Consider the following 25,571-nt stretch of genomic DNA (forward strand, 5'->3'; position numbering starts at 1 on the left):
CTAACCTTTCAGGGACGCATCGACCGCTGCGTTGACCGACGCTGCGTCGGGAACGACGCCGGTCAGCCGCTGCACGATCGAGCCGGCCGCATCGGCCGCGATGCCGCGGACGTTGCTCATGGCGGTGGTGCGTGTCGAGGCAATGGTCTTCTCTGCCTCGGCAAGCTTTTTCGCCAATTGCTCTTCCAGCGTCTTGCGTTCGGCTTCCGCCTGCGCATTCGACTTTTCGCGGGTCTCGTTGCTGATCGCCTGGGCGCGCGAACGCGCCGAAGCGAGCTCGCCTTCATAGGCCTTCAGCGCCGCGTCGGACTGGTCCTTCAGCTTCTGCGCCTCGGCCAGATCACCGTCGATCTTGTTCTGACGTGCCTCGATCACGCCGCCGACGCGCGGCAGCGCAATGCGCGACACGATCAGATAGAGCGCGACGAAGAAGATCGCGAGCGACACCAATTGCGATGGAAAGGTGCTGCTGTCGAACGGCGGAAAGCCGCCGCCGTGGTGACCGCCCTCGGCCTCGGTGTGAGCATTGGCCTCCGGGCCTTTTGCCCCGCCATGACTCTCAGCCATGGAGATCTCCTGTTGCTGTCATGCGCGCCGCCCGTAGGTCGGGCGGCGCGAATACCTCCTCAGAGCGGAACGAACAGCAGAAGCAGCGCGATCAGCAGCGAGAAGATGCCGAGCGCTTCGGTCACGGCGAAGCCGAAGATCAGGTTGCCGAACTGGCCCTGAGCGGCCGACGGATTGCGCACTGCGGCTGCGAGGTAGTTGCCGAAGAGGACGCCAACGCCGACGCCCGCACCGCCCATGCCGATGCACGCGATGCCCGCGCCGATAAGTTTTGCTGCTGCCGGATCCATTTTTGACTCCTTGGAAAGAAAGATTGGGTTGTGGGTGGAAATTCCCCGGACCGCTCAGTGTCCGGGATGAAGGGCGTCGTTGAGGTAGATGCAGGTCAGGATCGCGAACACATAGGCCTGGAGGAACGCGACCAAAAGTTCGAGCGCGGTGAGCGCGACGGTAAGGGCGAGCGGCATCACGCCGCCGATCCAGCCGACGGCGCCGAGCGAGACGCCGAGCATGGCGACGAAGCCCGCGAATACCTTCAGCGCGATGTGGCCGGCCAGCATGTTGGCGAACAGACGCACGCTGTGCGAGACCGGCCGCAGTAAGAACGACAGGATCTCGATGAACATCACCAGCGGCAGGATGTAGCCGGGAACGCCGTGCGGGACAAAAATTTTGAAGAATTTCAGACCGTTCTTGTAGACACCGTAGATCAGGACGGTGAAGAAGACCAGCAGCGCGAGCGTCGCGGTAATGATCAGCTGGCTCGAGACCGTGAAGGTGTAGGGGATGATGCCGATCAGGTTCGAGATGGCGATGAACATGAACAGCGAGAAGATCAGCGGGAAGAACTTCATGCCTTCCGCGCCGGCGTTGCTGCGGATCATGGTCGCGACGAATTCGTAGGAGATTTCGGCGACCGACTGCAGGCGGCCGGGCACGAGCTGCGTGCCGCTGGCGAGCATCAGGAGCGAGATCACCGCCACCGCCACGAGCATGTAGAGCGACGAATTGGTGAAGGCGATCGTGTGGCTGCCGATATGGCCGATCGTGAAGAGAGGCTCGATATTGAACTGATGGATCGGGTCGATTGTCATCCGCGCGGCATCTCTCGGTCTGCCGGGCAAGCCGGCGGGTCTCGGTCGCCGGCCGGGCCGGCCCGTACCGGCGAGGCCGGCACGATCAATTCCTCTGGCCAGAGGGGCTACGAACCACTGCGCCTGTTTTGACCCGCGCCCGCCGATCTCACCACGTTCACCACGCCAGCCACGAAGCCAAGCAGCAGGAACACGATAAATCCGAAAGGCGACGTCGACAGCAAGCGGTCGAACCCCCAGCCAATCCCCGCTCCGACAATGACCCCGGCGATCAACTCGGAGGATAGCCGGAAACCAACCGCCATCGCCGAGGCTCTGGCCGCTTCGTCTCCACCTTCACCTGCGGGTTGCTCGGTCTTGATCCTGCGGTCGCGAAATTCGGACAACCGCTGATTAAGACTTCCGAGCCTTGCGGAAAGCGCAGCCTCCTCAGGCGATTTATCGCCATTTCCATTCTCGCCGTGCCCCGTGCCTGTACTCATGCAACGAAGACCCGAAACGCCGCGGTTGAATGGAAATTACGCCCGCCACCCTCGAAAGCCGCGCGGACCATACTGACCGCACATAATCAAGTCAAGCCAAGTCACGATTGCGTCGTTTTCGTTTATCTCATTGATCTTGCTTGCGATATCGCTGCGTTCCCCAGCGCTGCACACAGCATGACGCCGCACCGCAGCAGCTCGCGCCGCAATCCGCGGGCCCTGCCTGGATTTGGTCGCTCCACGGATATCGAACGAGATGCGGAAATCAGTCGTCCCGCCGGCGCGTTTTTGGCGCGCGGGGTGTAGGATTGCGGGCAGGTTCACATCATCTTCGGACGGAGCAGCGCCATGAGGTCAGCGACGTCATCCAGAGCATCATGGGTCTCGGCGGCTGTCATTGCCGTGGCGGTCGCGGCGGGCGGCAGTCTTGTTTTCGCGCAGGCGGCGCCGGACAGCGAGAACGGCCGCTACACCATGACGCCGACCCCGGACGGCGTGCTGCGGCTCGATACGCGTACCGGGGTCGTGTCCACATGCTCGAACAATGGGACGGGCTGGGCCTGCTACGCCGTTCCCGACGAGCGCTCCGCGCTCGACGCCGAGATCGGCCGCCTGCAGGCCGAGCTCGAGAAGCTGAAGGCGCAGCTGGCCGCCGGGCCGACCGTCTCCGGCAAGATCGACGATGCGCTGCCGAAATCCGACTCGCTGAAGAAGGCCGAACCGAAAGCCGCAGAGAACAATCGCAAGATCGAGGTCCCGCTGCCGAGCGATCAGGACGTCGACCGCGTGGTGTCGTTCCTGGAGCGCGCCTGGCGGCGGTTGATCGAGATGGCCAACCGCGTGCAGAAGGACGTGTCGGGGAAGATTTAGGACCCGCTGGCCTGCCGATGCGTTGAGCCTTCGTAGCGTGGGCAAAGGCGCGAAGCGCCGTGCTCACCGTCTTTCCACGATTGCAACAGAATAGGTGGGCACGCTTCGCTTTGCCCACCCTGCGGCAGTATCCGAATTGAAAGAGTTTCGATGACGTCAACGACGCGCTCTGCGCCATCGACCGTGCAGCCCACGACGATCAGCACATCGCTACTGACCGTGCACACCTCAGGCCGCGGCTTCGTCGACCTCACGGCGGAAGTGGCAAAATTCGTGCACGATGTTCGCGCGCGCGAGGGTGCGTTGACGCTGTTCATCCGTCATACCTCGGCGTCGCTGACGATCCAGGAAAATGCCGATCCCTCCGTGCTCACCGATCTCACCACGGCGCTGTCGCGGCTTGCCCCGGAAAATGCCGGTTGGGTGCACGACACCGAGGGACCCGATGACATGCCTGCGCATATCAAGACCATGCTGACGGAGACGTCGCTCCAGGTGCCGGTCCTGAAGGGCGAGCTGGCACTCGGCACCTGGCAGGGGATCTATCTGGTCGAGCATCGCAGGGCGCCGCACCGGCGCGAAATCGTGCTGCAATTCATCGGCCAGACGGTCTGACCGGCGAGCGCGCTGACAAAACAAAACCGGCCGCGAATTTCGCGGCCGGTTTGCATTTCGGCTTGCGTCGGCGGCCGGCGCCGGCAGCTTGCGCGATCAGGTCGACTTGATGTCGACGTCCTTGGTCTCGGGCAGGAACAGGAAGCCGACCACGGCAGTGATCACCGCGAACACGATCGGATACCAGAGGCCGGCATAGATGTCGCCGGTCGAGGCCACGATCGCGAACGCGGTCGCCGGCAGCAATCCGCCGAACCAGCCGTTGCCGATGTGATAGGGCAGCGACATCGAGGTGTAGCGGATCTTGGTCGGGAACAGTTCGACCAGCATCGCCGCGATCGGCCCGTAGACCATGGTGACGAAGATCACCAGGATGAACAGCAGACCGATGATCGCGGCCACCTGCGGACGGAAGATGTCGAACGGATGCGCCATCTTCACGATGCCGGGGTCACCCGCCTTGGGATAACCGGCTGCCTGCACCGCCGCGAGGACGGCCGGGTTGCTGTCCTTGGCGTTGGCGTAGGGCACTTCCGTGCCGTTGACGACGACCTTGACGCCGGAGCCGGCTGCGCCGGGCATCGTCACGTATTTGACCGACGACTGCGACAGGAAGGCGCGTGCGGTGTCGCAAGGCGCGGTGAAGACGCGGGTGCCGACCGGGTTGAACAGGTCGCCGCAGCCTGCTGGATCTGCCCACACCTCGACCTTGCCGGCTTCGATCGCCTTCTCCAGCGCCGGGTTGGCGTTGGTGGTGATCATCTTGAAGATCGGGAAGAAGGTCAGCGCCGCGATCAGGCAGCCGCCGAGGATGATCGGCTTGCGGCCGATCTTGTCGGACAGCGCGCCGAACACGACGAAGAAGCCGGTGCCGAACAGCAGCGACCAGGCGATCAGCAGGTTGGCGGTGTAGCCGTCGACCTTCAGGATCGATTGCAGGAAGAACAGCGCGTAGAACTGGCCGGTGTACCAGACCACGCCCTGGCCCATGGTGCCGCCGAGCAGAGCGAGCAGCACGAGCTTGCCGTTCTGCCAGTTGGCGAAGGCCTCCGTCAGCGGCGCCTTCGAGCTCTTTCCTTCGTCCTTCATCTTCTGGAAGATCGGCGATTCATTGAGGCGGAGCCGGATCCAGACCGAGACGCCAAGCAAGAGCACCGAGACCAGGAACGGAATGCGCCAGCCCCACTTCGCGAACTCGGCTTCGCCGGTCGCGGTGCGGGTGAACAGGATCACCAGCAGCGACAGGAAGAGGCCGAGGGTCGCGGTGGTCTGAATGAAGGAGGTGTAGTAGCCGCGCTTGCCGTTCGGCGCGTGCTCGGCGACGTAGGTCGCCGCACCGCCATACTCGCCGCCGAGCGCGAGACCCTGGGCGAGGCGCAGCGCGATGAGGATCACCGGAGCTGCGAAGCCGATGGTCGCGGCGTTCGGCAGCAGGCCGACGATGAAGGTCGACAGACCCATGATCAGGATGGTGACGAGGAAGGTGTATTTGCGGCCGACGATATCGCCGACGCGGCCGAACACGATGGCGCCGAACGGACGGACCAGGAAGCCGGCGGCGAACGCCAGCAGCGCGAAGATGTCACGGGTTGCTGGCGGATAGTCCGAGAAGAATTGCAAACCGATGATGCCGGCCAGCGAGCCGTAGAGGTAGAAGTCGTACCACTCGAAGACGGTGCCGAGCGATGAGGCGAGAATGACGAACCGTTCGTCCTTCGTCATGCCTCCTGCGCCAGCACGGGACACAGTCATTGTCGTCATGTTGAAGTCGCTCCCCGTAAATCGTTTCCTCGCTCCCAGATGTCCGGACTCAGCCGGCGGCTTCTGGGCTTGCTTACCCCCAAGGTAACATCGCCGTGAAACCGGTCCCAATACGACTTTTGGCCTTTCGCACTGACGCGTGGCTGACGGCTGCTGGCATGCAACGCCCCGGGAGGTGGAAGATCGGGATTAACCCCTTTGCCGCAAAGGGATAATGTGGGCTTGCATGCCACGGCCGCTCGGGGAAGAATTGCCCCGCCGGCGCCTGGCTAGCTGGCCCGACCACAATGACAGCAAGAGATCGATGAACGCTCCCGCAACCCGCCTCGTCATCGCCGATGACCATCCGCTGTTCCGCGATGCGCTGCGCCAGGCCGTGGCCGGCGTTCTGACTTCAGCGCGGGTCGACGAGGCCGGATCGTTTGAGGACCTGACCAAGCTCCTGGAACAGGATTCCGACGTCGACCTGGTCCTGCTCGACCTGTCGATGCCGGGAATCTCGGGCTTTTCCGGCCTGATCTATCTGCGTGCGCAATATCCGGCGATCCCCGTGGTCATCGTCTCGGCGTCGGACGACAGCGCCACGATCCGCCGTTCCCTCGACTTCGGCGCCTCCGGTTTCATACCCAAGCGGTTCGGCGTCGAGACCCTGCGTGACGCCATCCTGAAGGTGATGGATGGCGACGTCTGGGTCCCGCCGGATACCGACCTCAACTCGGCCGCCGATCCCGACATGATGCGTCTGCGCGACCGTCTGGTGACGCTGACGCCGCAGCAGGTGCGGGTGCTGATGATGCTGTCGGAAGGTCTCCTCAACAAGCAGATCGCCTATGAGCTCGGTGTCTCCGAGGCGACCATCAAGGCCCACGTCTCCGCGATCCTGCAGAAGCTTGGCGTCGAGAGCCGCACCCAGGCCGTGATCGCCGCCGCCAAGATCGCCGGCGGCCAGTGGAAGCAGGGCACGCCGACGCAGTAGAACCAAGCTGTCATTCCGGGGCGATGCGAAGCAACGAACCCGGAATCTCGAGATTCCGGGTTCGTTTCGCGCCCCGCAATGACGTCATCTCACTCCGCCGCCACCATCTGCTGGGTGCGCCATTGCCCGAGAAGGGCGCGGAGCGAGGCGGGCTTCACCGGCTTGTTCAGCACGGCGATCTGCTCCTCGCGCGCGGCGACCTGGACGGCCGGGCTGCGGTCGGCGGTGATCAGGATCGCCGGAAGATTGTCACCGAAGCGGCGACGGATGTCGCGGATGGCGGCGATGCCGTTGCCGCGGTCGAGATGATAGTCGACGAGCAGGCCCGTCACGTTACGTCCGGCGGCTTCGATCGCACTGATCGCGCCCTCGGGGTCTGCGACCGCGATGACCTCGGCGTCCCAGGCTTTCAGCAGCGTGCGCATGCCGTCGAGGATCGCCGCGTCGTTCTCGATGCACACGATCAGCGCGCCGGCAATCGGCGCGCGCGCGAGCGGTGTGGCGCTGGTCACGGCTGCGGTATGGGTCGCCGCCTTCGCGGTCGGCACCGTCACCGAGAACATCGAGCCGCCGCTCGCATTGGCATCGATGGCGATGCCGTGCTTGAGCACGCGCGCCAGGCGCTCGACGATCGACAGACCAAGGCCCAGGCCGCGCGCAATCCGCGCGCCCTGTTCGAGGCGGTGGAATTCCTTGAAGATCTCGGCGCGCTTCACGGTCGGGATGCCGACGCCGGTGTCGTAGACGCAGACTTTCAGCGATTGTCCCTGGCGGCGGCAGCCGACTAAAACGCGCCCGCGCGGCGTGTATTTGATCGCGTTGGAGATCAGGTTCTGCAGCAGGCGCCGCAGCAGCAGCCGGTCCGATTTGACCGCCAGCGAGCAGGGCATGAAGGTCAGCCGCAAGCCCTTGGCGCGGGCGATCGGCGCGAACTCGATCTCCAGCGACCGCATCAGGTCGCCGATCTTGAAGCTCGAGATCGAGGTCGTCATGGCGCCCGCATCCAGCCGCGAGATGTCGAGCAGCGCGCCCAGGATCTCCTCGATCGCCTGGAGCGATTCGTCGATGTTCTCGACCAGCCGCGTCTCTTCGCCGCCATGCTGACGCTCGACCAGGCTCGTGGCGTAGAGCCGCGCGGCGTTCAGCGGCTGGAGGATGTCATGGCTCGCCGCCGCGAGGAAGCGCGTCTTGGAAATGTTCGCGTCCTCGGCGGTGCTCTTCGCCTGGGCCAGCTCCGAGTTCAGCCGTGTCAGCTCCTCGGTGCGGTCGCGCACCCGCTTTTCCAGCGATGCGTTGGCGCGCTCCAGCGCTTCCGCCGCCTCGAAGGACGGGGTGACGTCGGTAAAGGTGATGACGAAGCCGCCGCCCGGCATGCGATTGGTCAGGACCTCGATGACCAGGTGGCGATCGGGCAGGCGCTCCAGATACGGCGCGCTATCGGTCGTATAGGCGATGAGCCGTCGTGCCAGCATCGCCTCGTGGTCGTCGACCTCCGCCGGGTTGCCGGCGCCCATGAATTCCAGGATCTCCCGCAGCGGCGTGCCGAACTGGATGAAATGCGGCGGCACGCTCAGCAACTCGCCGAACTGCCGGTTCGAGCAGATCAGCTGCAGGTCCTCATCGAACACCGCAATGCCCTGACGCACATGGTTGAGCGCGGTCTGGAGGATCTCGCGGTTGAAATGCAGCGCCGCATGGGAATCGTCGAGCAGTTTGAGCGCGGCTTTTGCCGACACGGTCCGCTTGCGCAGCAGGAGCGACATCACGAGCCGCGAGGAGGCCGCTCCGATCGAGGAGGCGATCATGTGCTCGGCGTGCTGCAGCAGCTCGAAATCGGCCGGTGCCCCGGCTTCGAGCCGAACATTGCGCCGTGCCGCAAAGGCCTCGAAGGAATGCCGCGCGCGGTCGGGCCCGAGATATTGCGCGACCGTGCTCTGGATGTCCTGCACGGTGACGGTGGTGCGCCAGCGGCGGAAATTCGGTGCGATCGGCGCGAGCGTGTTGGGGACGAACAGGTCGCCCTGCACGAGCTCGATCGAGCTCGGCTGGCGTGCCAGCGAGAGCAGCACGTAGGTGAGGATGTTGAGCGACAGCGACCAGGCGACCCCATGCAGCAGCGGCGGCAGGTCGGCGCCGAACAGCGCCTGCGGCCGCAACGCCTCGATGCCGAACGGGCCGTGCTGTAGCAGCAGGATGCCCGAGGTCGAGGAGTCGAGGAAGCTCGGCAGGAACAGCGTGTAGAGCCACACAGCGAAGCCGACCAGCATCCCGCCGATGGCGCCGCGCGCGGTGGCGCGCCGCCACAACAGGCCGCCGAAGAAGCTCGGCGCAAGCTGGGCGATGGCTGCAAAGGACAGAAGACCAATGGCCGCGAGCTGGGTGTTGCCAAGCGCGCGATAATAGAAATAGGCCATCACCATGATGGCGAAGATCGCGAGCCGCCGGGAGCGCAGCAGGAAGTCGATGAAATCCGTGGCGCCGGTGCGGCCCTCGGGCCGGCGCTTCAGCACCAGCGGCACCACGAGATCGTTGGAAACCATGATGGAGAGCGCGACGCATTCCACGATCACCATCGCGGTCGCCGCCGACAATCCGCCGACGAAGATGCCGACGCTGAGCAGGTCGCTGCCGCCCGCCATCGGCAGCGCCAGCACGTACATGTCGGGGTCGATCGCACCGAACGGGAAGGTTACGAGGCCGGCGAGCGCGATCGGGATCACGAAGACGTTGATGGCGACGAGATAGAGCGGGAACAGCCAGCGCGCGCGGCCGACTTCGGCATCGGACGAGTTCTCCACCACGCTGACGTGGAACTGGCGCGGCAGCAGCATGACCGCGCAGAACGACAGCAGCGTCATGGTCAGGAAGTTGCCGATCGAGGGCGAATAGTTGATGGCGCGCACCGCCTCCGGCGTCTTCATCGCGCGCTCGATCAATTCGTGCGGCGAGAACATCCAGAAGGTGACGAAGGCGCCGGCGGCGAGGAACGCGACCAGCTTGACGATGGATTCGGTCGCGACCGCGAGCATCAGCCCGTGCTGGTGCTCGGTGGCATCCGTCTGTCGCGTGCCGAACAGCACGGCGAAGGCCGCCATCGCCAGCGTCACCATCAGCGCCATGTCGCCGAGGATCGGGATGTGGGAGAAGGCCTGGTCCTCGCTCAAGATGGTCTCGAGCGAGGAGGCGACGGCCTTCAGCTGCAGGGCGATATAGGGCACCGAGCCGATGATGGCGATCAGCGCGACCGTTGCCGCCACCGCCTGGCTCTTGCCGTAGCGCGCGCCGATGAAGTCGGCGATCGAGGTGATGTTCTGTGCCTTGGCGAGCTGGATCACGCGGCGCAGAATGCCGGTGCCGATCCCGATCATCAGGACCGGGCCGACATAGATCGCGAGGAAGTCGGTCGAGGTGCGGGTGGCGAAGCCGACGGAGCCGAAGAAGGTCCAGGAGGTGCAGTAGATCGCGAGCGAGAGCGGATAGATCAGGCCGGAGGCACGGCCGGCCCGCGCCTGGGAGCGGCGGTCGCCGTGGCTCGCCACCAGGAACAGAAAGCCGATATAGCCGAAAGCGGCTGCGATCACGCCCCAGTCGTGCAGCATTGCTGGGGAACCTCTCCCTTGCGTCGCGGCCAAAGCCGCGTCCGATCTCATTTTCCGAAGAAAATCTAGCGCTTAAGCTTGCCGCAAGCGACAGCCATTTTTCCGGTTGTCGTAGGAACCATCATCGTCGTTAAGCCCAAGGCGAGCTTACCCTCCCTTGGAGGGGAGGGGTCGCTTCGCATGCAGCGCAGCGCAATGCGAAGCGGGGTGGGGTGATCTCTCCCCTCGGACACCGCTTCAATGGAAAGACTGTCATCCCACCCCGCTCGCGCTTCGCGCGATCGACCCTCCCCCTCCAGGGGAGGGTGAAACGCAGCCTACTCCGCCGCCAGCGACTTCTGGCGCAGTGGCAGGCCGAGGCGGTCCCAGACCTGGAGGAGGGCTTCGGCGAGCTGATCGATGAGGCCGTCGTCGTGATAGGGCGAGGGCGTGATGCGCAGCCGCTCGGTGCCCTTGGCGACGGTGGGATAGTTGATCGGCTGGATGTAGATGCCGTGCTCTTCGAGCAGCAGGTCGGAGGCCTGCTTGCACTTCTCGGGATCGCCAACGAACAGCGGCACGATATGGGTATCGCTCGACATCACCGGCAGGCCGGCGGCATCGAGGATCGCCTTGACGCGGGCGGCGCGGTCCTGGTGGCGCTCGCGCTCCCAGCTCGAGGTCTTCAGGTGCTTGATCGCGGCGGTTGCGGCCGAGCAGATTGCCGGCGGCAGCGCGGTGGTGAAGATGAAGCCCGGCGCATAGGAGCGCACGGCGTCGATGATCTGGCCGTTGGCCGCGATATAGCCGCCGAGGCAGCCGAAGGCTTTCGCCAGCGTGCCTTCCAGGATGTCGATGCGATGCATGACGCCGTCACGCTCGGCGATGCCGCCGCCGCGCGGACCGTACATGCCGACCGCGTGGACTTCATCCACATAAGTCATCGCGCCGTATTTCTCGGCGAGGTCGCAGATCCTGGCGAGCGGGGCGACGTCGCCGTCCATCGAATAGAGGCTCTCGCAGGCGATCAGCTTCGGCCGGTTCGGGCCGGCGGCCTTCAAGAGCGCTTCGAGATCGGCGAGATCGTTGTGGCGGAACACGATCCGCTCGCAGCCGGACTGGCGGATGCCCTCGATCATCGAATTGTGGTTGAGCTCATCTGACAGGATCAGGCAGTTCGGGATGAGCTTTGCGATCGTCGCAATCCCGGTCTGGTTCGAGACGTAGCCGGAGGTGAAGAGGAGAGCAGCCTCCTTGCCGTGGAGGTCGGCGAGCTCGGCTTCGAGTTGCACCAGCGGATGGTGGGTGCCGGCGATGTTGCGGGTGCCGCCCGCACCGGTGCCGACCCGGGTCGCGGTCTCGACCATGGCGCCGACCACCTTCGGGTGCTGGCCCATGCCCAGATAGTCGTTGGAGCACCAGATCACGACGTCGCGCTTGCCGTTGGGCGAGTGCCATACCGCATGCGGGAACCTGCCGGCCATGCGCTCGAGATCGGCGAACACGCGATAGCGCCGCTCGGCGTGGAGGCGGTCGAGGGCAGAAGAGAAGTACTGGCTGTAATCCATCGGCAGACCTGCAGCGGAACTTAAGGGCCCAAGCGGCTAATCTTCTTAGAGCTTTTCAAGCTCTAATGTCTATGCGCCAACCCGCATTTGGCAATGCGGCGGGAAGGACCATTCATAACGGCGGGGCATCAGCAATAATTGATGTGGATCAACCGGCTAGCGCAGCCGCGACGCGGCGGGGCGCCGGCGCTTGGGCTGCGTGGTCGCGCTCGCGGCGGCATGGACATTTCGTCCATGTCGCTTCGCCGGTCATGATCGCGGAACCGGCTGGGCCGGGCGCGGCTGAAACGGCTGCGGTGCCGCCGTCCCCGGGCGGACAGCTCTTGCAAAGGGAAGCGCTATGAAACGAGTGATGATCCTGAACGGCCCGAACCTCAATCTCCTCGGCGTGCGCGAGCCGCACATCTATGGCACGACGACGCTTGCCGAGATCAAGGCAAGCTGCGAGGAGGCTGCTTTGAGGCTCGATCTCACGGTCGCCTTCCACCAGTCCAACCACGAGGGTATCCTCGTCGACCTGATCCAGTTGGCGCGGCAGGATGCCGATGCCGTCATCATCAATCCGGCTGGCTTCTCCTTCACCTCGGTCGCGATCATGGATGCGATCAAGGCGTTCGAGGGCCCCGTGCTGGAGGTGCACATCTCCAACATCCACGCCCGCGACGAATATCACCGGCATTCAAAGATTTCGTTCGTCGCAGCCGGCGTGATCTGCGGGCTCGGGCCCTATGGCTACATCGCGGCGATGCACGCGATCGCGCAGATGCAGTGAGGGCGGGCGCTCAGGTCGTCCTGAACTGGAGCACGCCGTCCTTCTCTTCCGCGGTCAGGCGTCCCTCGACCAGCATGTAGTTGACGTGGGCGATCAATTCGCCCGCGGCAAAGCCCATCTGGTGGGCATCGAGCACATGCTTGTGGAACACGACCGGCACGAGCTGGGACGAGGTCTGCGGCACCTCGCGGCACGCTTCCGCGATCATGCGGCAGCGCTCCTCGTGATGGTCGGCGAGCTGCTTGATGCGGGTCTTCAGCCCAAAGAACGGCACGCCGTGGCCCGGCAGCACCAGCACGTCATATGGCAACGTCGTGGTGAGGCTCGCGAGCGAGGCCAGATACTCGCCGAGCGAGTTCTGGTCGGGCTCGACCGCCCAGACGCTGACGTTCGGCGAGATCTTGCTCAGCACCTGGTCGGCGGAGAGGAACAGCTTGTCGTCGGCGCAGTACAGCATCACCTGATCGAGCGCGTGGCCGCCGCCGGTGATGACCTTGAAGCGGCGGGTGCCGATCACGACCTCGTCGCCATGCGAGATGCGGCGGTAAGAGGCAGGCAGCACCGACACGCGCTTCAGATATTCCTGGCCGCGGCCGAGCAGCTTGTCGGTTAGCGTCTCGTCCATGCCGTGGCGGCGGAAGAACAGTCGCTGCGCGTTGCGCCGCTCCTCGGTGCCGCGGTTCTGATGGTAGACCGATTGCAGATATTCGACCTGTGACATCTCGAGCGGGCAGTTGAACCGCTCGACGATCCAGCCCGCCAGGCCAACATGGTCGGGATGCGAATGGGTGACGATCAAGCGCGTGATATGGACGCCCCTCAGCGGCCCGTCGAACAGCTTTGTCCAGGCCTCGATCGTCTCCTCGTTGCCGAAGCCAGAGTCGATCATCGCATAGCCATCGCCGTCGGCGAGCAGGTAGATGTTCACATGGTTGAGGCGGAACGGCAGCTTGAGCCGTACCCACAACACGCCGGGGCGCACCTCCACGACCTCTTCGGGGCCGGGATGCTGTTCCCAGGGGTAGCGCAGCGCCTCGGCTGAGGACTGCGCGCTGTCGCTCTTCGAATGCATGGACTATCGGTACCCGCACATCGGGCGGGACGCCAGCCGAAAAGCGCTGCGGAGTAACCCCGCATAGCGGTCATTCCGTCCGTAGTTTTCCGTAGCCCGGATGGAGCGAAGCGAAATCCGGGAATTCTCACGCGCAAATGCCCCGGATTGCGCTTCGCTCCATCCGGGCTACGCATACACGGTCATTCCAGGGGCGCGCGTAAGTGCCCCGGAATGTCGGCGGCGGCGACTAGGCCGCCCGGATATTGCTGAGGAACGCGTCGATCTCCCCGCGCAGCACGTCGGCCTCGCGGCGCAGCGCATCGGAGGCGCTCAGCACTTCCGTCGCCGCAGCACCCGCTTCGGCCGAGGCCGTGGAGACGCCGACGATGTTGCTGGAGACCTCGCTGGTGCCCCCCGCGGCGTGCTGGATGTTGCGGGCGATCTCGCGCGTCGCTGCGCCCTGTTGCTCGACAGCGGCGGCGATCGTCGTGGTCACGTCGTTGATCTCGCCGATGATCTGGCCGATGCCTCGGATCGCGCCGACCGCAGAACTCGTGACCTGCTGCATGCTGGCGATCTGGGTGCGGATCTCATCCGTCGCCTTCGCGGTCTGGCTGGCGAGGCTCTTCACTTCGGAGGCGACCACGGCGAAGCCGCGGCCGGCCTCGCCGGCACGCGCCGCTTCGATCGTGGCGTTGAGGGCGAGCAGATTGGTCTGCGAGGCGATGGTCTGGATCAGATCGACGACCACGCTGATGCGGCTCGCGCTGTCTGCGAGGCCCTGCACGGTCGCGTCGGTCGCGCCGGCCTCGTGGACCGCCTTCTTTGCGATCTCGGCCGAGGTGACCACCTGGCGGCTGATCTCGGCAATCGACGACGACAATTGCTCGGTACCGGCCGACACCGTCTGCACGTTGACCGAGGTCTCCTCCGCTGCTGACGCCACTGCGTTGACCAGCGCATTCGACTGGTCGGCCGTCGACGACATGCTCTGCGCGGTCGCCTGCATCGAATTGGCCGATTGGGCGAGGCTGTCGAGCGCTGTGCGCACGGTGCCTTCGAACGATCCGATCTGCGCCTCCATGCGCGCGGCGCGCTCGGCCTTCGCAGCGCGGTCCTTGTCCTGCTCGCTCGAGAGCGAGCGGGCCTTGATCATGCCTTCGCGGAACACCTGCAACGTGTCCGTCATCGCGCTGATTTCGTCATTGTGCCTGGAGCGGGCAATCTCGGTGTCGAGGTCGCCTGCGGAGAGCAATTGCATCGCGCGCTGCAGTCCGCCGATGCGCCGCAGGATGTTGCGTCCGACATAGAGCCAGACGAATAGCGCCGAGCCGACCAGGGTCAACGCGCCCAGCGCCAGCATGACCATGGTGGCGAACGAAATCTGCCTGCGCGCCTGGAAGGTCGAGTCGTTGGTCTCCCTCTGCACGCCTTCGACCAGTTGCTGCACGCTGATGCCGAGGCCGACATTGAGCTTGCGGGTTTCATCGAGCACGGTCTGGCCGTAGTCGGTGGCGTCGAGCTCCTTCTCACGCAGGTTGAACACACCGGTCTTCCCGGTGCCGAGCGCAAGCAGCTTTTCGGCCGTCTCGCGCAGCATCTTGCTGCCCTGATTGTCCGGCAGCAGGTCGAGGTTGGAGCGAAGGCGTCCCTGCGCCGTCTTGAAATCCTTCTGGATGTCATCGAGCTTGTCGGCGGTATTGGCCGAAAGCGCCGCGCTCATGTCGGCCGCCGCAAGATTGCCGGCGGCAACGACGTTGCCGAGCTGGCCGACGGTCTGCGCGGCTTCGGTGGCGTCTTCGGCCGAAAGGTTCGCGGAGCCGAGAATCGCGTTCACCTGGGTCTGGGCGTTGAGCATCGCGGGGCTGGCCGCGCCGACGAAGTCGCCCTGCGCCTTGCGTAGCGCATCGTATTGCTTGTCGTGAAGGGCCGCGACGTCGAGCCGCTCGCGCGCGGCCGAGGTCAGGCTTTGCGCCGCCTCATTGAGATTCTTGATGGTGTCGTTGAGTCCCGTGACGACCGTCTTATCGGCGCCGAGCTCGATGATCTCGCCGAGCTTCTGCTGGACCTGCTGCTGCAATTCCTTGAGCTTCCTGGTGTGCTCGTTCAGCGCATCCTCGCTCGGCGCCGCAAGGAGCGCCGGACCCTGTGCGGCGAGGCTGGCGCTCAGTGCCGACAATTGCAGACTTGCAGCGAGACGCGGAATGTCCCGTCCGCTCAGATCGACCATGCGTTCGCCGAGATTTTGCAGCACGTAGCCGGCGCCTGCCGAGATCACGAGGCCCATGCCGGCGATGACCGCGAAGGCGGCGAACAGGCTGCCGCGCACACCCCATTTCAGCAACGAGACACGAGGCCTGAGTCTGCCCAGGCTCATACGGATCGCCATCAGAATTCCCCCACGCCGACTGCTTTATATTTTGCGGGCGGCAGTATCGGGGTAGCGAGTTAAAAAATCGCAAGTGACGCAATTGCTTGCGCTCTTTCCACATGGCGAAAAAAGAAGGGCCGGCAAGATTGCCGGCCCTCCTCGCAAGATCAGTGTGGTTAGCGATCAGTAACGCGCAGCCGCTGGGCCGGCCCAATTGAAGCGGTAGTTGACGCCCGCCTTCACGGTGTGATCGTCGGTGGTGAAGCTGCCGGCCGACACCAGCGCGGCCGGCGCGATGAAGGTGGCGCTGCCGAAATTGTAGTACTGATACTCGGCCTTGGCCGACCAGTTCGGAGCGAACATGTATTCGAGACCGGCCCCGACGGTGTAGCCATTGCGATGATCGCCGGAGATCGCGAACGCGACCGGCGCCCCGCCGAGTGTCACATGCTCGTTGTTGTCGGAATAGGCGTAGCCACCCTTCACGTAGAGCAGGCCCGGGCCCCAGGTGTAGCCGACGCGGCCGGTGATCGAGCCGAGCCCGCGCTGGTCGTTGGTGTAGGCGTAGCCGCTCGGGAACACCGCGCCGACGCTGCCGGACAGCCAGGAGTACTGGCCTTCGACGCCGACCACGAAGTTCGGGTGGAACTGCCAGTCCGCGCCGGCCTGGAGACCGCCGAGGAAGCGGCCATTTCCGTTGTTGCCGGTGGAGAGGCCGTTGAAATTGTTGTCGCTCGAGAACGCGCCGCCGAGATGCGCACCGAGATAGAAGCCGGTCCAGTTGTAGATCGGCGAAACATAAGCCGGCGCAGGCGCCTTGTTGTAATAGGGCCGGGCGCCGAGATCAGCGCCGACGGCGGGCGCGGCCGCGCTCAACGAGAGCAGCGCAACGGTCGCGAACAGAATCTTCTTCATCGTCTCTAACTCCAACACTTCATTCCCGGCAGGCGCGCTTTCCGCGCCGTCGTTGCCTTGGCAGATAGCGGGCTTTTGACTAAAATGCTGTCGCATGCGTGGCACAGTCGCCGCCAACCCAACGTATTGGCGGGTAAATGCTTTTCGTGCTTAACGTCGGCTTAAGAAACGGTGAAGGAAAGCTTAACGCGCAGCGTTCGTGGAGACGATCGGCCGCTCTTCGTTACGCCAGGCGCCGGCGCACCTCCTCGCGCATCTGCTCGCGAAACTTTTCGCGCTGCGCGGGCCGGTCCTTCTCTGCGATGGTATGACGATCGAAGATGTCGAACTTCTCCAGGATCGGATAGCGCTCGCTCGCCATCGCGAGCACGCCGAGCACCTTGGCCGCCGACGCGCTCGGGCCGCGGACCTCCCAGCGCCGGATCGTCACGGTCCCGCTCGCAGCCGGCAGGCCGCACAGCTTCGCCATGTCGGCGACCGTCAGCTCCCGGCCGAGCGCCTCGGACAGGTCGGCGCGCAATTGCTTCAGTTCGGGGCCGGTCATGTCACCTCAAGTCAGCGAAATCGAGGTGAATGCACTAGCGCTGATTCGGGCCGATCCGAAGGCGGGCCTGTCTCATCCGCCGGGACCTGCCAAAGCGACGCAATCAACCTCCACGTCGAATGGCCCCGGCCACGACGGGACATGCACGAAGATGCGCGCGGGGGATTCGTCCTCGAAGTAGCGGGCGTAGACCTCGTTGAACGCGGCGAAGTGCGAGGGGGCGGGCGTGCAATAGACGTTGCACTTGATGACCTGTTTCAGCGCGGAGCCTGCCGTTTCCAGGCAGCGCTTCATCTGGTCGAGCACGATTTCGGCCTGCCGCTCGAATGGCAGTGGTCTGATCTCGCCCGTTTCGGGATCGAAGGGCGGCAGTCCGGACAGATAGACCAGGCCGTTGGCGACGACCACCGGATAGATCGGGCCTTTGCGGCGGCGTTCGAGATAAGTCGAAATCGGCTCCACGCGGATTCGTTTCATGTCGCTCCTCCTGGCCCTGCTGGCAGCCACCAAGCTACCGCATGCCGGCCGTCAATGGTTCGGCGGCTGCCGAACTGTCGCCGTTGTGGAGCTGCGGCCGTCGCGATAGGATCAGCCATGGTCGCGGCGGCAAACATGGTCGAGGTGGCGGCATTGGTTGGCGACACCGCCCGTGCCACCATGCTGGCCGCGCTCATGGGCGGACAGGCGCTGACTGCAAGCGAGCTCGCTGCGCGGGCGCGAGTATCAAAGTCCACCGCTAGCGGACATCTCGGCAAGCTGGTCGGTGCGAGGCTGCTCAGCGTGACGCAGAAGCGTCGCAACCGCTACTACCGCATCGCGTCACCTCTGGTGGCGAGGATGCTGGAAAGCATCAAGGCTGTCGCCGCCATCGAGGCTCCGTCGCGTCACCAGCCGCGTTCGATCGGCGATGACCGGCTCCGTTTTGCACGCACCTGCTACGATCATCTGGCGGGTCATCTGGGGGTTGCCATCGCCGATGCCCTCGTTGCCAAAGGGCACGTCGTCCTTACGGACGACGGCGGCGAGGTGACCGCTTCCGGTACGCGTTTCCTCTCCCTGTTCGGTGCCGAGCTGGCACCGACGTCCCGGAGCAGGCGAATTTTCTGCCGCCCGTGCCTGGACTGGAGCGAGCGCCGCTATCACGTCGCCGGCCACGTCGGTGCGGAAATTCAACGATGCTGCCTGGAGCTCGGCTGGCTGAGGCGCGATCGGGACACGCGGGTCGTGCGCATCACGCCGGCCGGGCATATCGGCTTGCGCAAGACATTTGGCGTCGACCTGAGCGACGCCAGCCGCGGTTCTTCAAATGCCCGTTCGTGAATTCCCATGCTAGTCTCTCCTTGCCGGTTGCGCGTCAGCGAGGGGAATTTGCATGCCCGTGTTCAAGCTGCCCCTGTCGGGGGATGTCGTTCAGTCGATCTATCCGTCGTTCTTCAGCCCCACCGGCGGCCAGCTCGGGCTGGTCAACATCACGGTCGGGCAATCCTCGGCGCCGGAGGTCGAGAAGGACGTGCTGTCGGATGTCGGCAGCTACGGCAAGCAGATCGGCCAGATCGCGGACGCGCTGCTCGCGGTCATCGAGCATCTGGAGGGGGACGCCGACGGGATGCTTAAGCGAGACAAGGCAATCAAGGACTTCAAGACCATGCTGCACGCGGTCGCCAAGGTGAAGAACGCCCACCATCGCGAGGCACGGCGCCCGCGCGACTGATCGCGTCATACGTTCTGCACGTTCTGTCCGGGGGAGGCGGCGAGCGGCCCCTTTGGCGCAGTCGGCATCCGCCGCACAAAAAATGTACAGCGCGATCCTGTTTTCACTTGATTCATCTCCCTGTCACGGAGACAAGTCCGCCATGGACAACGCCACCCGCTCGGAACGATCTCGCAACGCTGCGCTGGAAGCGGCGATTGCCATCATTGCGCGCGACGGACCCGGCCGGCTGACGCTCGACGCCATCGCGCGCGAGAGCGGCCTCAGCAAGGGCGGCGTGATGCATCAGTTCCGCACCAAGGAAGCCGTGCTCAAAGCACTGCTCGAGCGCCAGATGGCGCATTTCGAGGAATTTTCGAACAGCTACATGGCGAAGGTGAGCGCAACCTCCGCGAACCCCGCGCTCGCAACCCAGCTCGCGACAGTCCGCGAAGCGGCCGCGTCGCCGAATTCGGCGGCGCTGGCGCTGGTCGCGGCCATGGTCGAAAATCCCGGCCTGATGTCGTTGCCGCGCGATCGCGAGATGAAGCGGGTCGCGGCCATCAAGGCGGAGGCCGCCGACCCGGATCTTGCATTGCTGCGTTGGGCCGCTGCACGCGGACTGCTGCTCAGCGGCCTGTTCGGCATGTCGCCGCTCAGCAAGGAAGAGCATCAGCGCCTGTTCGCGCGCCTGCTCGACGATAGTCAGTGGAGCGCGCTGGAAAAGCCTGCCAAGCCGCGCACCGTGAAGACGGGTGCAGCGACGCCGGCCAAGAGCGCAACCGCGCGCAAGCGCGCCTGAGCGGCCGTCAGCAATACGAATCCCTCACCGCCAGGCATGCCCAACCCCTCATCCTGAGGAGCTTGCGGAGCAAGCGTCTCGAAGGATGAAGGCCAAGCTGCAAGAGGCGGGCCTTCATGGTTCGCCCGGCGATGCGAAGCATCGTCCGGAGACGGCGCTGGCGCGCCTCCTCACCATGAGGGTCAAATAGCGCGACCGGCGCGGCCGACGGTATCAGCCGCATTTTCGTACTTTACAAACCGTCTGGTCGGTTTTATAAACGAGGACACTGAGGCCCGGCCCAAGGCTTCGGATCATGGCCCCGGAAGATGCCTTGGGTCGGTAATTGTGAGCACCGCAGCCGCGTTCTTGTCCCGTGCGCGGCTGCGGTCGCCGCTGCCTCTCATTGCGTCTTAAGAGGAGTATGGAATGGATCGCTCGATCGCCATGCGCGGTCTGGGAACGCTCGCGCTGTGCGCCGTCGTGGTCGGCTGCGCCAGCGTGACGCCGGTGCCCTATTCGGAGATGGCCTCGTCGGCCTACATGGCGCCAGACAAGTCGGACACTTCCGGCCGCGTGCCCTACCGCTACTCCGCGCAGGTCGATTGGCGCACCTACAATAAAGTCATCCTCGACCCCGTCGTGATCTACCGCGGCAAGGATCATCAGTTCGGCGACATGTCCGACAAGGACAAGGCGACGCTCGCCGCCTACATGCAGAACCGCTTCGCCGACAAGCTGCGCAGCCGCTTTGCGCTGGTGAGTGCCCGCGGGCCGAACACGTTGCGGGTGCGGCTGACCCTGACCGGTGCCGTCGCCAACACGCCGGTGCTCGGCACGCTGTCGCGCTTCGATGTCGCGGGCGCCGTCTATAACGGCGTGCAGGCCGCGCGCGACGGCGAGGGCACGCTGACCGGCTCGGTCATCTACGGCGTCGAGATCTTCGACGCCTCGACCTCGCGCCTGCTCAGCGCGTACGTCACCAAGCAATACCCGAACGCCTACGACATCAAGGCGAGCGTCGGCTCGCTCGCGGCCGCCACGGCCGGCATCGAGAAGGGCGCCGACGCCTTCATGGCGCAGCTGAACTGAAGCGAGAGAGGCCGAGAGATGAACATCCTTCTTCGCATCGTCGTCCGTGTCGCGATCACCATCGCGCTGATGATCTTCGACGGCCGCGCCGGGGCGATGAGCCCCACCGATCCCGCCGGCACCTGGGTCACCGAGGACGGCCGGGCACGCATCCGTCTCGAGCGCTGCGGTTTGGGGCGCGACCGCATCTGCGGCTTCATCGTCTGGATGAAGACCCCGACGGACAAGCGCGGCCAGCCGTTCCGGGACAGCGAAAATCCCGATCCCGACAAGCGCGCTCGCGCGCTGCTCGGCCACCAGCTCATCATGGGCCTGGAGGCGACACCGGAAGGCCGCTTTGCGGGCGAGATCTACAATGCCGAGGACGGCAAGCGCTATTCCGTCTCGCTGTGGCGCGAGGCCGCCGACAGACTGAAGCTCAAGGGCTGCCTGATCAGGTTCTTGTGCCAGACCCAGACCTGGCAGCAGACCTTCGACGCCCAGCCGGGCCAGCTCATCGGCCTGACCGGTGACGTCAACGGTCCCCGCGCCGACAAGGAATGGGCCGCGGCGTCGCCGCCGAAGCCGACGCCGGTGAAGGGGAAGTAGAGGCTACTTCCGCAGCGGCTCACCTGGTCGGTGAGGGGTTGGGCGCCGTCTCCTCATACTCCGTCATTGCGAGCATAGCGAAGCAATCCAGAGTCCCTCCGCGGAACGATTCTGGAATGCTTCGCTGCGCTCGCAATGACGACGTGGTGGAAGCGTGTCCGCCGCTACTTCCCCAGCGCCTTCTGCAACTCGGCAGGCGCCTCGCCGAGTTGCTCGCGATGCGCGGCACTGATCTAGAAGGCGATGGCACTGTCCTGCGCCGCGTGCCAAGATGCATCCGATCGTCAAAAACAGTTTCAACAACCAGATCGGTGGATCATGAATGATCAGCCTTTTCCAGGACCCGCCTTGCGCCCGCTGAGCTTGCAGATCGGCGCCCAGATAATCGCCGGCTTCGAGAGCGCAGGCACCGGCCGCCCGATCCTCCTGATCCACGGCAACTCATCCTCGTCCCGGATCTGGCAGAAGCAGTTGCAGGGACTGCCGGGGACAAAATTCCGCGTGATCGCGATCGACCTGCCGGGGCATGGTGCGTCGTCGCCTCCGCCCAATCCTGAGGCCGACTATTCAGGCCCGGGCTATGCCTCCGTGATTGCCACGATCGCCCGTGAGCTCGATCTGAAAAAGGCCGTGGTGGTCGGCTGGAGCCTCGGCGGCCACGCCGTGCTCAATGCGGCGGCTGCGCTGCCGATGGCCGCCGGTCTGATGATCTTCGGCACGCCGCCGATCGGCAAGGCGCCGGACGGCTTTTCCGGCTTCAAGGGCCTGTCGGCGACGGTGTTCACGCCGAAGCCGAGCGAGCCCGAGATCGAGGATTGGACGAAATCGGCCTTCGCGCCCGGCTATGCTCCGATTCCCGATTTCGTCGTCGCGGACTTCCGCAATACGGACGGCAACGCCAGGGGTTATCTCGGCGCCAACGTCCAGGCCGGCCGCATCTCCGACGAGGCCGAGATCGTCCGCAATCTCAAAATTCCGCTTGCGATCGTCCACGGCCGTGAAGAGCAGATCGTCGATCTCGGCTATCTCCAGCGACTGGCGGCGCCGACGCTGTGGCGCGGCGAGGTGCAGGTGATCGATGGCGCCGGCCATGCGCCGCAATGGGAGAAGGCGGAGGCGTTCAACAAGTTGCTCGACGAATTCGCATCGAGCGTTTGACCTTCCTCATCTCAACCCCGCCCTTCGAAATCCCTCCAGATAGTGCTCGCGATCTGCTTCGCTCCGCCAGGGCAGTTGCGTCGTGATCCAGGCGAGCGAGATATTGGGCTGGGTGCGGCGCAGCTCCCGCAAAGCAGTCGTGGCCAGCTCCTGATCGCCGCGCATCCCGGCCGAGACCGCGAGCACGCGATAGGCGCCGGTGAGATCGCCGCGGTGGCGGATCGCCTCCCGGGCAAGGGCGATCGCCTCGTCATAGCGGCGCTCGGTGAAGCGGGCGTAGCCGGCGATGCCGTAGTAGATCGCGAGCGACGGATCGCGCGGACTGAGCCGAATGACCTTTTGCGCCGCCTCGAACGAGCAGCTCGACCGGCCGGCATAGGACAGCGCCAGCGCGTAATAGCCCTGCGCCAGCGAGAAATTAGGGTTGAGCCTGAGCGCCTGCTCGAACTCCGACAGCGCGTCGTCCAGTCGCCGCGTCGAGAAGTAGACGCTGCCGAGCGCGGTATGCGCCCAGGCATCCTCGTGATCGCATTTGACCGCCGCGAGCGCGGCAGCTTCCGCGACGGGGGCCGCGGTCGCCAGCTCCGCCCAGCCGAGATGCACGCCGAACATGTGGCTTGCCGCCAGCAGCGACAGGGCCTGGCCGTAATCGGGATCGATCGCGATCGCCTGGGCGAGCAGCGCCTGCGCCGTCAGATGATCTTGCGGCGTCACACGCCAGTAGTGCGACAGCCCTCGCATCAGCAGGTCCCAGGCGTCCAGGCTCGATGGCTGCTTGCGCCGGGCGTGAAAATTCTCCGCCGCATAGATCTGCGGCTCGATCGCCGCGACGATCGCGTTCGTGATCTCGTCCTGAACGGCGAAGACGTCGCCGAGCTCGCGATCGTAGTGCTCGGCCCAGATGTGGCTGCCGGTGACGGCGTCGTTGAGCTGCGCAGTGATCCGCACGCGGTCGCCGGCCTTGCGCACGCTGCCTTCGACGACATAGCCGACGCCGAGCTCGTCGGCGATCTCCCGGATGTGCACCGCGCGGCCCTTGTAGGTGAAGGACGAGTTGCGGGCGATCACCAGGAACCAGCGCACCTTCGACAGCGCGGTGAGGATGTCCTCGGCGATCCCGTCGCAAAAATACTCCTGCTCGGGATCGTCGCTCATGTTCTCGAACGCCAGCACCGCGATCGCCGGCCGCTCGGGAGCGCTCCGTGGCGCCTTCGCCTCGGCCGCAGGCGGCGCCAGAGTCTCGTCCAGCACCTCGCCGACGAAGCGAAAGCCCTTGCGCGGGATGGTCTTGATCAGCCGCTGCCTAGCGCCGTCGTCGCCGAGCGCCTTTCGTGCCGCATTGATGCGGCTATTCACCGCAGAGTCCGAAACGATGCGGTTGTCCCAGACCTCGTTGATCAGGTCGTCCTTGGTGACCACACGCGTGCGTTGCTCCACGAGATAGAGCAACAGATCGAATACCTGCGGCTGCAATGGAACGACCGCGGCGTCCTGCGTTAGTTCGTGCAGTTCGCTATCGAGCACATAGTTTTCAAAACGAAATCGCACGGCCTCGTCATCTCAAGCAAAAATCAGCGACGTCTCAGGCGAAAATCAATCGTCCGCAAAAGTTTCGGCGCGTCCAATGCGGCAGGGTGTAGCGACCCAAGAAGTGCCGATCCCGGCACAACGGAGCTACATATGAGCCAAGTTCATTCCGACGTGAATATCAGCCCGGATGTCGTGGGCTCCAAAGTTCTCAAGTTCATCGCCTTTCTGTACGGAATTGCCGCCTATCTCGTATTTCTCGTGACCATCCTCTACGCCATCGGCTTCGTCATGGGCCTGGTGGTGCCCAAGAGCATCGACACCGGGACCGATTCCTCGGCGATCGAGGCGGTCACCATCAATCTGCTCCTGATGGCGCTGTTTGCCGTTCAACACAGCGTGATGGCACGGCAGCGCTTCAAGGCGTGGTGGACGCAGTTTGTGCCAAAGCCTGTCGAGCGCAGCACCTATGTGTTGCTGGCGAGCCTGTCGCTGCTGCTCCTGTTCTGGCAGTGGCGGCCGCTGCCGGCGATCATATGGGACGTCCAGGATCCGGATGTCGCCGTGACCATCGTCACGCTATCCCTTGCCGGCTGGGTGCTGGTCTTCATCTCGACCTTCCTGATCAATCACTTCGAGTTGTTCGGTGTGCAGCAGGTGACCCAGCAACTGGTCGACAGGCAGGCCTCGTCGCCGCGTTTCACGACGCCGCTGTTCTACAAATTCGTCCGGCATCCGCTCTACCTCGGCTTCATCATCGCGGTCTGGGCCGCGCCGACCATGACCGTGGGCCACCTGCTGTTTGCATCCGTGATCACGCTCTACATCCTGCTCGGCATCACGCTCGAGGAGCGCGACCTCGTCGCGATGTTTGGCGACGAGTACCGGCAATACAAACAGCGCGTATCGATGCTTATTCCCTGGCGCCGGTCGGCTTGAGCCGCTCTTCACCTCTCTCCGTAAGAACGGGGAGAGGGAGACGAGGCATTCATCATTCAAGGAGAGCACTTCAATGAAACACGTCGGAAACTGCTTCTGCGGCGCCGTCGCGATCGAAGTGACGGGCGCGCCGGAGGCGATGGGCTACTGCCATTGCCGTTCCTGCCGCTCGTGGTCGGGCGGGCCAGTCAATGCATTCAGCCTGTGGAAGCCGGAGGCCGTGCGCATCACCGCCGGCGCCGATCACGTTACGACCTATGCCAAGACGCCACTCAGCCAGCGCAAATATTGCCGCAAATGCGGCGGCCATCTCATGACCAGCCATCCGCCGCTCGGCCTGATCGACGTCTTCACCGCCGCCATCCCGACGCTCGCCTTCACGCCCGCCGTCCACGTCAACTACGCCGACACCGTGCTGCCAATGCGCGATGGCCTGCCCAAGCTGAAGGATTTTCCCGCAGAGTTCGGCGGCAGCGGCGAGATGATGAAGGAGTAGGTGATCGCTTCGCCTCTCTCCGCTCGCGGCGAGCGGCCGGAATGCGTGCGCAGCGCGGATTCCGGGTGAGGGGGAGCTTCCGCAAGTCCAACTCTCGCCGTGATTGCGGATGCAGCCCCTCACCCCAGCCTTC

The 25,571-nt window shown here is 64.7% G+C and carries 25 protein-coding genes; 12 read left to right on the forward strand and 13 right to left on the reverse strand.

Going from position 1 to position 25,571, the window contains the following annotated elements; all coding sequences use genetic code 11:
* From Q3C01_RS19130 to Q3C01_RS19145, 4 genes are all read right to left on the reverse strand, one after another.
* A complete protein-coding gene (locus Q3C01_RS19130) occupies positions 1-567 on the reverse strand; it encodes a F0F1 ATP synthase subunit B (protein ID WP_458146858.1) in 567 nt (188 codons plus the stop codon).
* Positions 568-626: 59 nt separating this feature from the next.
* The gene (locus Q3C01_RS19135) at positions 627-857 is read right to left on the reverse strand and encodes a F0F1 ATP synthase subunit C (RefSeq protein ID WP_027521425.1); all 231 of its coding nucleotides are present in this window, start codon (positions 855-857) and stop codon (positions 627-629) included.
* 54 nt (positions 858-911) lie between these two features.
* Positions 912-1,661, reverse strand: coding sequence for a F0F1 ATP synthase subunit A (locus tag Q3C01_RS19140; protein ID WP_458146859.1), 750 nt, complete (start codon positions 1,659-1,661; stop codon positions 912-914).
* A 107-nt stretch (positions 1,662-1,768) separates the two neighbouring features.
* Positions 1,769-2,143, reverse strand: coding sequence for an AtpZ/AtpI family protein (locus tag Q3C01_RS19145; protein WP_458146860.1), 375 nt, complete (start codon positions 2,141-2,143; stop codon positions 1,769-1,771).
* 348 nt (positions 2,144-2,491) lie between these two features.
* On the opposite strand from Q3C01_RS19145, the gene Q3C01_RS19150 reads away from it, so the two are divergent.
* Entirely contained in the window at positions 2,492-3,013 is a 522-nt protein-coding gene (locus Q3C01_RS19150) for a hypothetical protein (RefSeq protein ID WP_458146861.1), read from the forward strand.
* Between the two features lie 150 nt (positions 3,014-3,163).
* The gene (locus tag Q3C01_RS19155; RefSeq protein ID WP_458146862.1) at positions 3,164-3,628 is read left to right on the forward strand and encodes a secondary thiamine-phosphate synthase enzyme YjbQ; all 465 of its coding nucleotides are present in this window, start codon (positions 3,164-3,166) and stop codon (positions 3,626-3,628) included.
* Positions 3,629-3,724: 96 nt separating this feature from the next.
* Here the strand turns inward: Q3C01_RS19155 and Q3C01_RS19160 are convergent, their stop codons facing one another.
* Positions 3,725-5,350: an MFS transporter gene (locus tag Q3C01_RS19160; RefSeq protein ID WP_458146914.1), complete on the reverse strand. Its 1,626-nt coding sequence runs from the start codon at positions 5,348-5,350 to the stop codon at positions 3,725-3,727.
* A 343-nt stretch (positions 5,351-5,693) separates the two neighbouring features.
* On the opposite strand from Q3C01_RS19160, the gene Q3C01_RS19165 reads away from it, so the two are divergent.
* Entirely contained in the window at positions 5,694-6,365 is a 672-nt protein-coding gene (locus Q3C01_RS19165; RefSeq protein WP_458146863.1) for a response regulator transcription factor, read from the forward strand.
* 89 nt (positions 6,366-6,454) lie between these two features.
* Here the strand turns inward: Q3C01_RS19165 and Q3C01_RS19170 are convergent, their stop codons facing one another.
* Together Q3C01_RS19170 and hemA are read right to left on the reverse strand one after the other, a co-directional pair.
* Positions 6,455-9,964, reverse strand: coding sequence for a PAS domain-containing hybrid sensor histidine kinase/response regulator (locus tag Q3C01_RS19170; protein WP_458146864.1), 3,510 nt, complete (start codon positions 9,962-9,964; stop codon positions 6,455-6,457).
* A gap of 317 nt (positions 9,965-10,281) precedes the next feature.
* Positions 10,282-11,511 carry a 5-aminolevulinate synthase gene (gene hemA, locus Q3C01_RS19175; RefSeq protein WP_458146865.1) on the reverse strand — a complete coding sequence of 410 codons (1,230 nt, stop codon included), beginning with the start codon at positions 11,509-11,511 and terminating at the stop codon, positions 10,282-10,284.
* Positions 11,512-11,851: 340 nt separating this feature from the next.
* Here hemA and aroQ point away from each other — a divergent pair, with 340 nt between their 5' ends.
* Entirely contained in the window at positions 11,852-12,283 is a 432-nt protein-coding gene (gene aroQ, locus Q3C01_RS19180; RefSeq protein ID WP_458146866.1) for a type II 3-dehydroquinate dehydratase, read from the forward strand.
* Positions 12,284-12,293: 10 nt separating this feature from the next.
* Here the strand turns inward: aroQ and Q3C01_RS19185 are convergent, their stop codons facing one another.
* The 5 genes from Q3C01_RS19185 to Q3C01_RS19205 form a co-directional block, all read right to left on the reverse strand.
* On the reverse strand, positions 12,294-13,355 hold the full coding sequence (locus tag Q3C01_RS19185) for an MBL fold metallo-hydrolase (protein ID WP_458146867.1): 1,062 nt from the start codon (positions 13,353-13,355) through the stop codon (positions 12,294-12,296).
* A 229-nt stretch (positions 13,356-13,584) separates the two neighbouring features.
* The gene (locus Q3C01_RS19190; protein ID WP_458146868.1) at positions 13,585-15,726 is read right to left on the reverse strand and encodes a methyl-accepting chemotaxis protein; all 2,142 of its coding nucleotides are present in this window, start codon (positions 15,724-15,726) and stop codon (positions 13,585-13,587) included.
* Positions 15,727-15,891: 165 nt separating this feature from the next.
* Complete coding sequence (locus tag Q3C01_RS19195; protein ID WP_458146869.1) at positions 15,892-16,623, reverse strand: outer membrane protein; 732 nt, start codon at positions 16,621-16,623, stop codon at positions 15,892-15,894.
* Positions 16,624-16,846: 223 nt separating this feature from the next.
* Positions 16,847-17,167, reverse strand: a complete 321-nt coding sequence (locus Q3C01_RS19200; RefSeq protein ID WP_458146870.1) for a hypothetical protein — start codon at positions 17,165-17,167, stop codon at positions 16,847-16,849.
* A gap of 72 nt (positions 17,168-17,239) precedes the next feature.
* Complete coding sequence (locus Q3C01_RS19205; RefSeq protein WP_458146871.1) at positions 17,240-17,644, reverse strand: RidA family protein; 405 nt, start codon at positions 17,642-17,644, stop codon at positions 17,240-17,242.
* Between the two features lie 117 nt (positions 17,645-17,761).
* Here Q3C01_RS19205 and Q3C01_RS19210 point away from each other — a divergent pair, with 117 nt between their 5' ends.
* The 6 genes from Q3C01_RS19210 to Q3C01_RS19235 all read left to right on the forward strand — a co-directional run bounded on the left by Q3C01_RS19210 (position 17,762) and on the right by Q3C01_RS19235 (position 22,476).
* On the forward strand, positions 17,762-18,487 hold the full coding sequence (locus Q3C01_RS19210; RefSeq protein ID WP_458146872.1) for an ArsR/SmtB family transcription factor: 726 nt from the start codon (positions 17,762-17,764) through the stop codon (positions 18,485-18,487).
* Between the two features lie 52 nt (positions 18,488-18,539).
* The gene (locus Q3C01_RS19215; RefSeq protein WP_458146873.1) at positions 18,540-18,878 is read left to right on the forward strand and encodes a hypothetical protein; all 339 of its coding nucleotides are present in this window, start codon (positions 18,540-18,542) and stop codon (positions 18,876-18,878) included.
* Between the two features lie 142 nt (positions 18,879-19,020).
* Positions 19,021-19,659, forward strand: coding sequence for a TetR/AcrR family transcriptional regulator (locus Q3C01_RS19220; protein WP_458146874.1), 639 nt, complete (start codon positions 19,021-19,023; stop codon positions 19,657-19,659).
* A gap of 408 nt (positions 19,660-20,067) precedes the next feature.
* Complete coding sequence (locus tag Q3C01_RS19225) at positions 20,068-20,730, forward strand: DUF3313 domain-containing protein (RefSeq protein ID WP_458146875.1); 663 nt, start codon at positions 20,068-20,070, stop codon at positions 20,728-20,730.
* 18 nt (positions 20,731-20,748) lie between these two features.
* Positions 20,749-21,318, forward strand: a complete 570-nt coding sequence (locus tag Q3C01_RS19230; protein ID WP_458146876.1) for a DUF2147 domain-containing protein — start codon at positions 20,749-20,751, stop codon at positions 21,316-21,318.
* A 318-nt stretch (positions 21,319-21,636) separates the two neighbouring features.
* A complete protein-coding gene (locus Q3C01_RS19235; RefSeq protein WP_458146877.1) occupies positions 21,637-22,476 on the forward strand; it encodes an alpha/beta fold hydrolase in 840 nt (279 codons plus the stop codon).
* A gap of 6 nt (positions 22,477-22,482) precedes the next feature.
* Here the strand turns inward: Q3C01_RS19235 and Q3C01_RS19240 are convergent, their stop codons facing one another.
* On the reverse strand, positions 22,483-24,024 hold the full coding sequence (locus tag Q3C01_RS19240; RefSeq protein WP_458146878.1) for a winged helix-turn-helix domain-containing tetratricopeptide repeat protein: 1,542 nt from the start codon (positions 24,022-24,024) through the stop codon (positions 22,483-22,485).
* Positions 24,025-24,156: 132 nt separating this feature from the next.
* On the opposite strand from Q3C01_RS19240, the gene mddA reads away from it, so the two are divergent.
* Positions 24,157-24,942, forward strand: coding sequence for a methanethiol S-methyltransferase (mddA, locus tag Q3C01_RS19245; protein ID WP_458146879.1), 786 nt, complete (start codon positions 24,157-24,159; stop codon positions 24,940-24,942).
* Between the two features lie 73 nt (positions 24,943-25,015).
* Positions 25,016-25,438, forward strand: coding sequence for a GFA family protein (locus tag Q3C01_RS19250; protein ID WP_458146880.1), 423 nt, complete (start codon positions 25,016-25,018; stop codon positions 25,436-25,438).
* Positions 25,439-25,571: the final 133 nt, after the last annotated feature.

It is taken from the genome of Bradyrhizobium sp. UFLA05-109 (assembly GCF_054185165.1).